Below are 13,745 nucleotides of genomic sequence, written 5' to 3' on the forward strand. Positions count from 1 at the left end.
CTCCCCGGCGCACCCAAGGCCCACCATCCCCATGTGCGAAGTGAAGTTAACACGCAAGGCGTTAAGAACGCGCCCCCGCGCTCCCCTCCGTCCCCGCCACCCTCACATCCGTACGCTCCCGCAGCTCCGCCAGCAGCCCCGCGTCCACGCCGTCGTCGACCACCAGGTGGTCGAACTCGTCGACCGGGCAGAGCCGGTGCAGGGCCGTGCGCCGGGTCTTCGACGCGTCCATGAGGAGCACCTTGCGGCTGCCGGCCGCGAGCATCGCGCGCTTCACGAGCACCACGTCCTGCTCCTGGTGGTAGGTGGTGTGCGCGTCCACCGCCGAGGTGGAGACCAGCACCATGTCCACCGACAGCGCCTCGATCGCCGCGACACAGGGCACGCCGAGGAAGGAGTCATGGGTGTGCGAGTACTCCCCGCCCAGGCCGATCAGCCGGGTCTGCGGCACCCCGGCGAAGACCTCCTCCACGCGCCGGGCGTTGGTCACCACGGTCAGCGGGGCGGCGTCGACCAGGAGCCGGGCGAGGGCGAGGGCGGTCGTGGAGTCGTCCAGAATGATCGACATGCCGGGCTCGACCAGCTCCGCGGCGGCCGCCGCCACCGCCTCCTTCTCGGCCCGGTTGACGCCCATCCGGTAGTCCAGGCTGGACTCGAAGACGGACGACGGCAGCGCCGAGACCCCGCCCCGGAACTTGCGCACCACGCCGAGCCTGGCCAGCTCGTCCAGGTCCCGGTGCACGGTCATGAGGCTGACGCCGGCCAGCTCGGCGAGCTCGGCCGCGGTGGCGGTGGAGTGCTCGAGCACGTACTCGGTGATGGTCTGCCTGCGGGCGGCCTGGGAGCGGGGCGGGACGTCGGACGCGCCGGTCGTGGTCATGAGCCGGATTCTCCCCCACGGCTCGCGGCCCCATCCCTTGCGGGCGCGCCCCCCGTGGGTACGTTCAGCGACCGCAGCGCCGTCCGCTCCCCCGCCACCTCGATCTCGCTCACCGCCGCGTTGTCCAGCCGTGGGAACACCTGCCGGTAGCGGCCGACGGGGATGCCCAGCAGCGCGCACAGTGCCATGCGCAGCAGGGAGTTGTGCGCCACGACGAGCACCGTACGGCCCGGGTGCCCGGCGGCCAGGCCGCGCAGGGCGGCCGCGGCGCGGGCCGCCGCGGCGGCGGGCGGCTCCGCGCCGGGGAACGCGCCCGCTTCCGCGTCCGCCCGGAAGGCCCGTACGGCCGCCGGGTCCTCCGCCTCCATCTCGGCGATGGTGCGGCCCTCACCCCAGCCGAAGTCGACCTCGCGCAGGTCCTCGACGACCTCGGGAGCGAGCCCGAGCGCGTCGGCGGCCGGGCGCGCGGTCAGCCGGGCCCGGCTCAGCGGGGAGCAGGCGACCGCGTTTACCTCGCGTCCGCTCACCCAATGGGCGAGCGCTTCCGCTTGCCGGGATCCCCGTTCCGTAAGGGCCACGTCCGAGATCCCGGCGTACCGGTTCTCCGCGTGCCAAACCGTCTCGCCGTGGCGAACGAGCAGTAGACGAGCTGTCACAGGAAGTTCCTCTCCTCAACCCGCATGACGCGCGGACCATTGCTTTGTCACGTCAACGATGTTAAATCTAGCGTCACCTCTGTGATGGAACGCCGAAGAAAGGCCACCCATGCGCGTCCTCGCCGCCGGAGACCACTTCGTACGTCCCGACCTCATCATCGCCGCGCTCCGCGACGAGCCGGGGCTCGGCGACGTCGACGTCGCCGAGCTGACGCTGCCGTGGCCGCACGAGCCCTTCGGCCCGGTGGGCGGTCCCGAGAGCCGGGTGATCGAGGCCAGCGGCACCGAGGAGCAGCTGATCGAGGCGCTGGCGGGGGCCGAGGTGTGCGTGACGCAGATGGCGCCGTTCACCGCCGGGGTCTTCGCCGCCCGCCCCGAGCTGCGCATGGTCGCGGTCTCCCGCGGCGGCCCGGTCAACGTCGACCTGCCCGCGGCCACCCGCGCGGGCGTCGCCGTCAGCTTCGCGCCCGGCCGTAACGCCACCGCCGCGGCCGAGTTCGCGATCGGCATGATGCTCGCCGCGATGCGCCGCATCCCGACCACGGACGCCGAGCTGCGCGCCGGCCGGTGGCGCGGGGACTTCTACGCGTACGAGGAGGGCGGCATCGAGCTGGACGGCGCGACCGTCGGCCTGGTGGGCTACGGGGCCATCGGCCGCATCGTCGCCCGCGTGCTGCGCGCCTTCGGCGCCCAGGTGCTGATCGCCGACCCGTACACCGATCCCGAGACCGCCCGCTCGGACGGCGTCGAGCCGGTCGAACTGGACGAACTCCTCGCCCGCAGCTCCGTGGTGAGCCTGCACGCCCGGCTCACCCCCGAGACCAAGGGGCTCATCAACGCCGCCCGGATCGCCCGGATGCGGCCCGGCGCGGTCCTGGTGAACACCGCGCGCGGCGGACTGCTGGACTACGCCCCGCTGCCCGAGGCGCTGCGCACCGGCCGTCTCGGCGCCCTCGCCCTCGACGTGTACGACCTCGAACCGCCGCCCGCCGACTGGCCGCTGCACTCCGCGCCCAATGTCGTCACCACCCCGCACCTCGCCGGCGCCACCCGGCAGACCGCCCACCGCGCGGCCGCCATCACCGCCGCCGAGGTCGGCCGCTACGCGCGCGGCGAGAAGCTCGCGCACCCCGCGAACTAGCCCGCCCATCCGGCACGCCCCGTAACCCCGCAGTCGACGCCCCCAGGGAGGGCCCACGTCATGAGCATCGTCCTCGGAGTCGACGTCGGCACCTCCGTCACCAAGGCCGTCGCCTTCGGCCGGGACGGCAGGTCCCTGGCCGCCGCGAGCCGCCCCAGCCGGCTCAACCGCCTGCCCGGAGGGCGGGTTGAGCAGGACCTGGAGGACGTGCTGCGCACGGTCGGCGAGGTGGTCCGCGAGGTGTCCGCCGCCCTGGCCGCGAAAGGCCGGGCGGCCCCGGTCGCGCTCGCGCTCACCGGGCAGGGCGACGGGCTGTGGCTGCGTGACGCGGCGGGCCGGGCCGTGCGCCCGCCGATCTCGTGGATGGACGGGCGGGCGAACGACACCGTGACCCGCTGGGGCGAGGACGGCACCATCCGCGAGCTCTACCGGCTCACCGGCTCCGGGGTGTTCCCCGGCTGCCATGCGCCGCTGCTGCGCTGGCTGGCCGACCACGAGCCGGAGGCGCTGGCGCGCGCGGAGGTCGCGGGCTACTGCGTGGACGCGGTGGCGCAGCGGCTCACCGGCGTCATCGGCGTGGACGCCTCGGACGCGTCCATGCCCTTCCTGGACGTGACCACGCGCGCGTATGTCCCAGAGGCCCTGGAAGCATGTGGAATCGCCGAATACGCCCGGCTGTTGCCGTCGCCCGCCGCGCCCGACACCGTACGGCGGCTGGACAAAGCGGGCGCCGAGCTGCTCGGGCTGGCGGTCGGACTGCCCGTCACGGCGGGCCCGTACGACCTTCCGGCCTGCGCGATCGGCAGCGGGGTCGAGGAGGTCGGCGACGGCCTGCTGATCGTCGGCACCACGCTGGCCAGCCAGGTCCTCACCGACAGCGCGCGGATCGACCCGGCGGCCGACCCGGCGGGCATGTGGCTGTGCGTGCCCGACCGGGACCGCTGGCTGCGCGGCATGCCCGCCATGGTGGGCACGGCGGCCCTGGAGTGGGTCCTGGAGTTCGCCGGGGCCACCACCGCCGACCTGGACGCGCTGCTCGCCCAAAGCCCGCCGGGGGCGCGCGGGGTGACCGCGCTGCCCTTCCTGTCCGACGCGGGCGAGCGGGCCCCGTTCGTGGAGCCCGCCGCGCGGGGCCGGCTGGACGGGCTGACCCTGGCGGCGACCCGCGCGGACGCCGTACGGGCCGTCTGTGAGGCCGTGGCGTACGCCGCCCGCCACTGCCTGGAGGCCGCGGGGCTGACCGCGAGCCTCGCGGCGTGCGGGGGCGGCACCCGGTCCGCCGCCTGGGCCCAGCTGTTCGCGGACGCCCTCGGGCGACCGGTGCGCATCCCCGACGAGCCCGAGGTGGGGGCGCGCGGCGCGGTCGCGGTCGCCTGGCGGGCGCTGGGCGACCCGGTGGACGCGACACAATGGCGAGCCGATTCGCGTACTGTCGTACCGGACGCGGACCGCGCCGAGGCATACGAGCGCGGCTACGCGGACTACCGGGCCAGGCTGGCCCGTACCCTCGCGGAGTGGCGGGCAACGGCGCCCGTTTAACGGCGGCCCACGGCAGCCCGGCACCGCGCCGGACCCGCGCCTGGCGCGCGCCCGGCCGCCCGCACCGGACCCGTGCCAGGCCTGTCCAAGGCCCGCGTCAGGTCAGTGCCAAGTGCGCGCCAAGACCGCGTCAAGTCCGGCACTGAATAGCACATTCGTACGAAACACTCCACCTCGCGACACAACATGTGGGGGCGCGTGCGCTCGCCACCACAAGATGTATGCTCATGCTCGCTGTCGCCGCAGGGGAATCCGGTGGGAATCCGGAACTGTCCCGCAACGGTGTACGCGTGCGCTTTTGCGTACCCGCGAGTCCGAGGACCTGCCGACAGCCGTCTCATACGTCCGGGCCCCGCGGGTTGGGCCGGTGGACGCTGCGCGGTATGCCGTTCGCGGTTTCGGCATGCCCGTACGCGCCCATCGCGCACCACCGTGAGGCCCCAAGCCGAGCGAGGGAGAGCACTTTCGTGACCATCGCGCCAGCCGATCCGGTTTCAGAGGCAGCGGCTACTCAGGCAGCGAACGACGCGCCCGGGACCGTCCTTCTGCGGACCCTGACGGAGCTCACCGCCGACCTGCCCGCCACCGACCCCGGCAAGGTCGCGGCCGCCGCCCTGCGCGGCCGCCATCCCGGCTCGGACGAGGCGGAGTTGCGCACCCTCGCGACCGAGGCGGCGGCCGGGCTGATCGCCGAGGAGCCGGAGTACTCGAAGCTCGCCGCTCGGCTGCTGACCCTCGCCATCGCGGAGGAGGCGGCCGGGCAGGGCGCGGTCTCCTTCTCGGCCTCGGTGGCCGTGGGACACCGCGAGGGCCTGATCGCGGACGGCACGGCCGAGTTCGTGACCGCCCACGCCGCCCGCCTGGACGCGCTGGTCGAGCGGGCGCTGGCCGACGGCGCCGACGGCCGCTTCGGCTACTTCGGGCTGCGCACGCTGCACAGCCGCTATCTGCTCCGCCACCCGATCACCCGCCAGGTGATCGAAACGCCGCAGCACTTCCTGCTGCGGGTGGCCTGCGGGCTGGCCGAGGACCACTCACGGCAGGCGCTGGACGATGTCGCCGAGCTCTACCGGCTCACCAGCACGCTGTCCTACCTGCCCAGCTCCCCCACCCTGTTCAACTCCGGCACCCGGCACCCGCAGATGTCGTCCTGCTATCTGCTGGACTCGCCGCTGGACGAGCTGGACTCGATCTACAACCGCTACCACCAGGTCGCGCGGCTCTCCAAGCACGCGGGCGGCATCGGGCTCTCCTACTCGCGCATCCGCGCCCGCGGTTCGCTGATCCGCGGCACCAACGGGCACTCCAACGGCATCGTGCCGTTCCTGCGCACCCTCGACGCCTCGGTCGCCGCCGTCAACCAGGGTGGCCGGCGCAAGGGCGCGGCCTGTGTGTACCTGGAGACCTGGCACGCGGACATCGAGGAGTTCCTGGAGCTGCGGGACAACACGGGCGAAGAGGCCCGCCGCACCCACAACCTCAACATCGCGCACTGGATCCCGGACGAGTTCATGCGCCGGGTCGAGGCCGACGCCGACTGGTCGCTGTTCTCGCCGGTCGACGCGCCCGCGCTGGTCGACCTGTGGGGCGAGGAGTTCGACGCCGCCTACAAGAAGGCCGAGGCGGAGGGACTGGCCGTCAAGACCGTCCCGGCGCGCCAGCTGTACGCCCGGATGATGCGCACCCTCGCGCAGACCGGCAACGGCTGGATGACCTTCAAGGACGCCGCCAACCGCACCGCCAACCAGACCGCCGAGCCCGGCCGGGTCGTCCACTCCTCCAACCTCTGCACCGAGATCCTGGAGGTCACGGACGACGGCGAGACGGCCGTGTGCAACCTGGGGTCGGTCAACCTGGCCGCGCACCTGGGCAAAGACGTCGGCGACGGGCGGGAAGTAATGGACTGGGAGCGGCTGGACGCGACCGTCCGTACCGCCGTCACCTTCCTCGACCGTGTGGTGGACATCAACTTCTACCCTACCCAGGAGGCCGGGGCGTCCAACTCCCGCTGGCGGCCGGTGGGTCTGGGCCTGATGGGCCTGCAGGACGTCTTCTTCCGGCTGCGGCTCCCCTTCGACTCGCCCGAGGCGCAGAAGCTCTCCACCCAGATCTCCGAACGCATCATGCTCGCGGCGTACGAGGCGTCCTGCGCGCTCGCCGAGCGCCACGGCCCGCACCCGGCCTGGTCCGCCACCCGCACCGCGCGCGGGGTGCTGCACCCGGACCACTACACGGACGCGGTGGCGACCTGGCCCGAGCGGTGGGCGGCGCTGCGCGAGCGGATGGCGAAGTCCGGCATGCGGAACTCCCTCCTTCTGGCCATCGCCCCGACCGCGACGATCGCCTCGATCGCGGGCGTGTACGAGTGCATCGAGCCGCAGGTCTCCAACCTCTTCAAGCGCGAGACGCTCAGCGGTGAGTTCCTCCAGGTCAACTCATACCTGGTGAACGACCTGAAGAAGCTCGGCGTATGGGACGCCCAGAGCCGTGAGGCGCTGCGCGAGTCCAACGGCTCGGTCCAGGACTTCTCCTGGGTGCCGAAGGACGTGCGGGAGCTGTACCGGACCGCGTGGGAGGTCCCGCAGCGCGCCCTGATCGACATGGCCGCCGCCCGCACCCCGTACCTCGACCAGAGCCAGTCGCTGAACCTCTTCATGGCCTCGCCGACCATCGGCAAGCTCAGCTCGATGTACGCGTACGCCTGGAAGCGCGGCATCAAGACCACGTACTACCTGCGCTCGCGCCCGGCGACCCGGATCGCGCAGTCGGCGCGCGCGGCGACCGCTCCCGCCACCATCCCCGTCCCCGCCCCCGCGCAGCAGGTGCCTGCCGACCCCGAGGTCATCGCCTGCTCCCTGGAAAACCCCGAGTCCTGCGAGGCCTGCCAGTGACCACCGCCCCCGAACGCACCAAGAACCTCCTGGACCCCGGGTTCGAGCTCACCCTGCGGCCGATGCGGTACCCGGACTTCTACGACCGCTACCGCGACGCGATCAAGAACACCTGGACCGTGGAGGAGGTCGACCTCCACTCGGACGTCGCCGACCTCGCCAAGCTCTCCCCCGGCGAGCAGCACCTGATCGGCCGCCTGGTCGCCTTCTTCGCGACCGGCGACTCGATCGTCGCGAACAACCTGGTGCTCACGCTCTACAAGCACATCAACTCGCCCGAGGCGCGGCTGTATCTGTCCCGGCAGCTGTTCGAGGAGGCCGTACACGTCCAGTTCTATCTGACGCTGCTGGACACCTACCTCCCCGACCCGGACGACCGGGCCGCCGCGTTCGCCGCGGTGGAGAACATCCCGTCCATCAGGGAGAAGGCGGAATTCTGCTTCCGCTGGATCGACTCGGTCGACAAGATCGACCGGCTGGAGACCAAGGAGGACCGCCGCCGCTTCCTCCTCAACCTGATCTGCTTCGCGGCGTGCATCGAGGGCCTCTTCTTCTACGGCGCCTTCGCCTACGTCTACTGGTTCCGCTCCCGCGGCCTGCTGCACGGCCTGGCGACGGGCACCAACTGGGTGTTCCGCGACGAGACCATGCACATGAACTTCGCGTTCCAGGTGGTGGACACGGTCCGCGAGGAGGAGCCCGACCTCTTCGACGACGAACTCCAGCAGCAGGTCACCGACATGCTGGCGGAGGCCGTCGAGGCCGAGCTGCAGTTCGCCCGCGACCTGTGCGGCGACGGGCTGCCGGGCATGAACACCGAGTCGATGCGCCAGTACCTGGAGTGCGTCGCCGACCAGCGGCTCGCCCGCCTCGGCTTCGCCCCGGTCTACGGCTCCGAGAACCCGTTCTCCTTTATGGAGCTGCAGAACGTCCAGGAGCTGACCAACTTCTTCGAGCGCCGCGCCTCCGCGTACCAGGTGGCGGTCGAGGGCTCGGTCTCCTTCGACGACGACTTCTGATCGGCTTCTCAGCGGCTTCTGACCGGCGGCTGATCCAAACCCGATACGCAGGCGCGGCGCCCCTGGGATCTCCCGGGGGCGCCGCGTCGTATGCCGTATGCCGCGAGGCGTCAGGCGTTGGGCACCGTCTCGTAGCGGGGCGTGCCCTCCGCCATCTGCCGCAGCACGTCCTTGCGGTCGCGCTTGGAGAGGCGGTCGATGTAGAGGCGACCGTAGAGGTGGTCGGTCTCGTGCTGCAGGCAGCGGGCGAAGTAGCCGGTGCCGCGCACCGCGATCGGCTTGCCCTCGGCGTCCTGGCCGCGCACCACCGCGTAGTCGGGGCGGGCCAGCTCGGCGTAGGCGGTGGGCACCGACAGACAGCCCTCATTGGAGTCGTCCAACACCCGGCGGTCGGCCGGCAGCTCGTCGAGCACCGGGTTGCAGACCACGCCGACATGGCGGACGCCGTCGTCGTCCGGGCAGTCGTAGACGAAGACCTTCAGGTCGACGCCGATCTGGTTGGCGGCCAGGCCCACACCCTCGGCCGCCTTCTGGCTGGCGAACATGTCATCGACCAGCGCGGCGAGCTTGTCGTCGAACTCCGTGACGTCCTGGCACTCCTTGTGCAGCACCGGATTGCCGACGACCGTGATCGGACGGGCCGTGCCGCGCTCGCGGTATGCGCGCTCGCGCTCCTCACAGTCCTCCGTGTCCACGATGAACTCGTCGTCCACCCGCTGTTCAGTCCCTTGCTGCGCCATCGTCCGCCGCACGCCTTCCTCAAAACCAGACTCGTCGCCCTACAGGGTAAGGCCCGCGCCGGATGAGCGGGTATGTCAGCCGGGCGCCGCCCGTCAGCAGACCTCTTCCAGATCCCGCCACTCGCGGGTGTCCGGGCTGTCCGCGACCCAGCCGTCCAGCAGCCCGCGCACCAGCCCGCTCGGCGCGGCGATCCCGCACTCCCGCTCCGCCACCCACAGCGAGCCGGAGCCCGCCATACGGTGCCCCAGCGGGCCGGGCTGGCCGGGCTCGCTGTGGTCGTGCGGGTCCAGGTGCTCGCCCTCGCCCTCGTCGCTCGGCATCCGGCTCTCAGAACAGGAGCGGCACAGCAGCCGCACCGAGGACGACCAGTCCTCGGCGGCGAAGCCCGCGTCCGCCGCGAGCCGCTCCAGCGCGTCCCGGTCGGCCTCCGTGGCGGCCTCCAGCAGCACCACCCAGGTCGGCACCGGGGACGGCGCCCACAGCTCGATCTCGTCGAAGACCGGATACGCGGGGCCGGCCGAGGTGACGCGCTCGCCGTGCGGAACGCCGTCGTGCAGCACCACCTCGCCCCAACGCCGCCCGGAGGACGGCAGCGGGATGGACAGCACCTCGATCCGGGCCGGATCCAGGCGGCGGCCCCAGACGACCTCCGACTCGCCCTCCGGCGACAGCCGCACCGCCGCGCTGCCCAGCTCCATGCCCAGCGGCTCACCGGACGCGGACGCCTCGCCGGGCACCTTCAGGCCGTACGCCTGCCAGGCGCGGCGCGCCAGCGGCCAGTCCTGCAGGGCGGTCGCGGCGATCCCCACGTTCCACCAGTCCGGGGCGCCGGTCTCGCGGTCCAGCAGCGCGACCGCGCGCAGCCCCGCCGCGCGCGCCTGCTCCCAGTCGTGCCGGAACTTGTGCAACAGCGCCAGGTTGAACCAGGACTCCGACAGCCACGGCTCCAGATCGGCGGCGCGGGTCAGCAGTGCACCCGCGTCCTCGTACCGACCGTCTCCGATGAGCGTGAACGCGCGGTCCGTGGCCTGCCGCCATGAGGCGGACGGCCGGTGCCGCACCTTGCCGAAGATCTTCACCATTCCCGCCTGCCGGTATCGAAGTAGTACCGCACCAGATGCCTTCGCGGACGGCCTAGCCCTCCCTCGACGACAACCTGCCACACATTCGCGGACATCTCAGCCCGGCCCCTCACGGTTCGGCCGGGGGACGATGCCCACCACACCTCCTTGCCGTCGGCCATAGGCCCGACACCCCCTCTCTTCGCATCCAACCATGCCCCTCGGGGCGGCCGCTCATTACCCGCGAGTTCTCACTTCGGGCGGCCACGGACCCGGTCGTGCACCGGACGCGACACGACCATGGCCAGCGCCTCCACCACCACCGGGTCGAAGTCGCGGACCGTGCCCCGCCGCAGCCGCTCCAGAGCCCCGGGCCCCGCCGTGCCCCGACCCTTCTGAGGGTTTCCCTGTGAGCCGCCCGGGGAACCTCCCACCAGTTCGGTGTAGGCGTTCACCGCACGCACGATACGGGCCAAAAGCGGCTGATCCCGATACGGGTCCGCCTGCCGCTCCACGATCTCCGCGACCTCGTCCGGCACCCCGGTCTGCCGTACGACGGCGCCGCCCAGCAGCGCTATCCGCCGCTGCTCGGCCTCCGGCAGCGGCTCGGTGGCCCCGGCCGGCACCGGGTCGAGCAGCGACAGCTGCCCGAGGTCGTGCATCAGCGCCGCGTACTCGAGCACGGTCAGCGACGGAGCGGAAAGCCGCAGCTCACGGCCGACGGCGCGGCTGAGGCGGGCGACCTGGCGGGCGTGGCCCGCGGGGGTGTGCCCCGCTATCTCCGTCGTCCTGGCCAGCGAGGCGACGGTCTGGCGGCAGGTGGCCCGTATCCCCGCCCAGCGGCGGAAGGAGTGCTGAACGAGCAGCAGCGGCACACAGAGCACCGGCAGCGCCCACAGCCCGGCCACCGCGACCGCCGGGGCCGTCACCGCCGCCGTCGCACCGATCGCGGCCCCGACGCCGGGCAGCGCGCGCAGCTCGTCGTACAGCAAGGGCGTGTAGGGGCGGCCCGTGCGGGCCCGGGCCAGGGCCGCGGCCATGACGGCGTCGCCGAACGCGGCCAGCGCCAGGACGAGCAGCAAGGACGCGACGAGGCACGGGCGGTGACCGGGTCGGCCGAGCCAGTCGGGCCAGTCGGGCCAGTCGAGCCAGGAGCGCAACCGGCCGGTGTGGTGAAGCGGTTGGCAGCAGACCGCGACGAAGGCGACGGTGAGCACCCGGCGCGCGGCGCGGTCGAGGTCGGCCGGGTGTCCCAGGGCCGTGCGCGGCACCAGGGCGAGGAGGGAGGCGGCCCCGACGACGGCGACGGTCTGGAGGACGCCGTGCGTGGCCGGTGCGCCTTCCAGCCGCCCCAGCACGGCATAGCCGAGGGCGGCCGCGGCGGCGACGGGCGCGGGCTCACGCTCTCCGGCCTCCGGCTCGCCCGGCCGCTCGTGCGCCCCGTCCGCGCCCCTGTCCGCGCCCGCGCCCGCGCGCACCGCCGGGCGCCCGTCCCACCGTATGACCTCCCCCAGAGCGACGAGCGCCCCGAAAGCGAGCGCCGCCGTCGGCTCGCGCACACCCCGCCACTGCGTCCATGCGAAGGCGGCTACGGCGAGCGCGCCTGCCGCGCCGTACACCGCGACACAGGTGAGCCCTCCCCGCCCGCCCGGCGCGCCCGAGCGCGCCCAGCGCACGGCCCTTGGCCGACGCCCGGTCCCCGACCCATGCACGGCCTCACGTTCGCTCCGGCGTCCCGCCCGGCCTCGGGTCGCGGCGCCGCATGCGCCGACGGCCGTCTTGCGCGCACCGGCGCCGGGCCACGGCGCGGCGCCCCGCCACGGGCTCATGCGCCACCGCCCCGGCCGGGCCCCGAGGCGCTCAGTCCCAGCCCCTGGGGCCGGGTGCCGTCCGGGCCCGGCTGCGGCACCGCGCCAGGCACCGCTTCGGAACCCGTGCCCGGCACCCCGTCCGGCACCGGCGCGGCCTCCGGTGGTCGCGCGGAGCCGGGCGCAGGCGGGACGTTTCCGCGCTGGTCCGGTGCGCGGGACGGGTCGCGATCCGGTACGTGGTCCAGCGTGCGGGCAGGTGTGCGACCCAGCACGTGATCCCGGCCGGCCGAGTCGGCCAGTGCAGCCGCGGCAGCCGGTGCGGCCGGGACCACCAGTACGGCCGATGCAGCAGGTGCGCCCGGGACCGCTGGGGTGCCCGGGACCGCCGGTGCGCCTCCGGCAGCCGGTCCCGGCGGGACAGCCGGTGCGAGGGGGCGGGCCTCCTCCGGGACCGCGGCGGGCCAGCCGTAGCGGTCCAGGGCGCGGGCCAGGGCACCCACCATCCGTGGGTCGAACTGCGCCCCCGCGCACCGCTTGAGTTCCGCCACCGCCGCGGGCACCGGCCGCGCCCGCCGGTACGTACGGGTCGAGGTCATCGCGTCGAAGGCGTCCGCGACCGCCACCACCCTCGCCGCCTCCGGAATGTCCGCCCCCGCGAGCCCATGGGGATAGCCACTCCCGTCCAGCCGCTCGTGGTGGTGGAGGACGGCCTCCCGCGCCTCCCCCAGGAAGCCGATGCCGCGCACCATCTCGTGCCCGTACTCGGGGTGGAGCTCGATGACCCGGCGCTCCTCAGGGGTCAGCGGACCGTTTTTGCGCAGCAGCCGGGTGGGAACGCCGAGCTTGCCCACGTCGTGCAGGACGCCCGCGACGCGCAGCGCCTCGAGGCGGTCCCCGCTCATCCCCAACTCGCGGGCGATCATGACGGAGGCGCGGCCGACCCGCTCGCTGTGGCCGCGCGTGTACCGGTCCTTGATGTCGACGGCCTGGACGAGGGCGCGGACGGTGGCCTGATGGGCGGCGCGCTCCTGGTGGTACAGCGCGAAGGCGCGGGCGCAGACGTACATCGGCGGCAGCACGAGAAGCGCGGCTAGCGGCCCGTAGGGGCTGCGCCACAGCACCGCCATGGTCAGCCCGGCCAGGCCGTGCACCAGGTGGGGGACGAGCGAGCACAGCACCCGGCCGCGCCAGGCGGCGCGCGGTGGGCGGCCCTCGGCCGTGATCAGCACGCCGCCTTCCAGGGCGGCGGCGGTCAGGCCCAGGACGAGCGCGGCGGCCGCCGCGGGGACCAGGGCGTACGGAAAGAAGCCCGGCCCACCGGCGGGGGCGGCGAGGGCCTCCCGGCCGCCGCAGAGCCCGAAGGCGAGCGAGGCGGCGTACGCGGCGAGGGCGAGCCGTGCGGCGCGCCACAGCCGCCGTACCCCGGCGGGACGCCGCTCGACGGGGCCGAGCAGCGCGCCGGGCACCGCCACGAGCGCGGCGGCGGGCGCGGGCAGCAGAAAAACCCCGGCCAGAAGCACGGGGCCGCACCAGTCCGGCGACGCCGCTGGGCGCGGGGGCACCTCCCAGCGGTAACTGGGGGAGAGCCGAAGGGGCGCGGCCGCCCGCGCCGGAGACGCTGATGTGCTACCGCCGCGTGGTCGACCGTCGACAGGGTCTGAGGCGCCCCGGAGGCGAACCGAACCCTGAAAAAAGAGCGAAGGCGGTCGGCGGGCCCCCGCCGCGTAGAGCGCGGCGAGCAGCGCGGCCGTGGCCCATCGGATGTCCGCCGTGGGCCTCAGCGCCGGGGCGGCGCACACCGCGGCCAGCAGCGCGGCGCTCAGGACGTAGACGCGCGCCGCCAGAGGAACCGCCCGCATGCCTCCTCCTCCCCGTTCGTCGAACGGCCCCGGTCGGGGCCGTCAGATTGGGGAGGATAGAGCCGGGCGCGCGGGGTTGGTCCGTATGGTCCGCCCGATTGCACACCTTCGGGTGATGATCGGGCGGCTTCGGCGGTTTCGGTGACG

General features: G+C 73.5%; 10 protein-coding genes and 1 riboswitch. Of the genes, 4 read left to right on the top strand and 6 right to left on the bottom strand.

Features of this window, described 5'->3' with window-relative positions; all coding sequences use genetic code 11:
• Window positions 1–61: 61 nt before the first annotated feature.
• On the bottom strand, window positions 62–880 hold the full coding sequence (locus tag PV419_RS08225; protein WP_319687112.1) for a DeoR/GlpR family DNA-binding transcription regulator: 819 nt from the start codon (window positions 878–880) through the stop codon (window positions 62–64).
• Window positions 877–1,536, bottom strand: coding sequence for a histidine phosphatase family protein (locus tag PV419_RS08230; RefSeq protein ID WP_319687113.1), 660 nt, complete (start codon window positions 1,534–1,536; stop codon window positions 877–879). The genes PV419_RS08225 and PV419_RS08230 overlap by 4 nt, the downstream gene beginning before the upstream one ends.
• A 109-nt stretch (window positions 1,537–1,645) precedes the next feature.
• Here PV419_RS08230 and PV419_RS08235 point away from each other — a divergent pair, with 109 nt between their 5' ends.
• From PV419_RS08235 to PV419_RS08250, 4 genes are all read left to right on the top strand, one after another.
• Entirely contained in the window at window positions 1,646–2,677 is a 1,032-nt protein-coding gene (locus tag PV419_RS08235) for a 2-hydroxyacid dehydrogenase (RefSeq protein WP_319687114.1), read from the top strand.
• Window positions 2,678–2,737: 60 nt separating this feature from the next.
• On the top strand, window positions 2,738–4,216 hold the full coding sequence (locus PV419_RS08240; RefSeq protein ID WP_319687115.1) for an FGGY-family carbohydrate kinase: 1,479 nt from the start codon (window positions 2,738–2,740) through the stop codon (window positions 4,214–4,216).
• Between the two features lie 214 nt (window positions 4,217–4,430).
• A riboswitch (cobalamin riboswitch) is annotated at window positions 4,431–4,561 on the top strand.
• Between the two features lie 122 nt (window positions 4,562–4,683).
• The gene (locus PV419_RS08245; RefSeq protein WP_319687116.1) at window positions 4,684–7,107 is read left to right on the top strand and encodes a ribonucleoside-diphosphate reductase subunit alpha; all 2,424 of its coding nucleotides are present in this window, start codon (window positions 4,684–4,686) and stop codon (window positions 7,105–7,107) included.
• Window positions 7,104–8,126: a ribonucleotide-diphosphate reductase subunit beta gene (locus PV419_RS08250; RefSeq protein WP_319687117.1), complete on the top strand. Its 1,023-nt coding sequence runs from the start codon at window positions 7,104–7,106 to the stop codon at window positions 8,124–8,126. Before PV419_RS08245 ends, PV419_RS08250 begins: the two co-directional genes overlap by 4 nt.
• Before the next feature lie 110 nt (window positions 8,127–8,236).
• Here PV419_RS08250 and def read toward each other — a convergent pair whose 3' ends face one another.
• The 4 genes from def to PV419_RS08270 all read right to left on the bottom strand — a co-directional run bounded on the left by def (window position 8,237) and on the right by PV419_RS08270 (window position 13,598).
• The gene (gene def / locus PV419_RS08255) at window positions 8,237–8,866 is read right to left on the bottom strand and encodes a peptide deformylase (protein WP_319687118.1); all 630 of its coding nucleotides are present in this window, start codon (window positions 8,864–8,866) and stop codon (window positions 8,237–8,239) included.
• Between the two features lie 93 nt (window positions 8,867–8,959).
• The gene (locus tag PV419_RS08260) at window positions 8,960–9,946 is read right to left on the bottom strand and encodes a tetratricopeptide repeat protein (protein ID WP_043486837.1); all 987 of its coding nucleotides are present in this window, start codon (window positions 9,944–9,946) and stop codon (window positions 8,960–8,962) included.
• A 233-nt stretch (window positions 9,947–10,179) separates the two neighbouring features.
• The gene (locus PV419_RS08265) at window positions 10,180–11,604 is read right to left on the bottom strand and encodes an HD-GYP domain-containing protein (RefSeq protein WP_415925257.1); all 1,425 of its coding nucleotides are present in this window, start codon (window positions 11,602–11,604) and stop codon (window positions 10,180–10,182) included.
• A gap of 149 nt (window positions 11,605–11,753) precedes the next feature.
• Window positions 11,754–13,598 carry an HD domain-containing phosphohydrolase gene (locus tag PV419_RS08270; RefSeq protein WP_415925258.1) on the bottom strand — a complete coding sequence of 615 codons (1,845 nt, stop codon included), beginning with the start codon at window positions 13,596–13,598 and terminating at the stop codon, window positions 11,754–11,756.
• Between the last annotated feature and the right edge of the window lie 147 nt (window positions 13,599–13,745).

This window comes from Streptomyces sp. ME19-01-6, assembly GCF_033793745.1.
GTDB lineage: Bacteria > Actinomycetota > Actinomycetes > Streptomycetales > Streptomycetaceae > Streptomyces.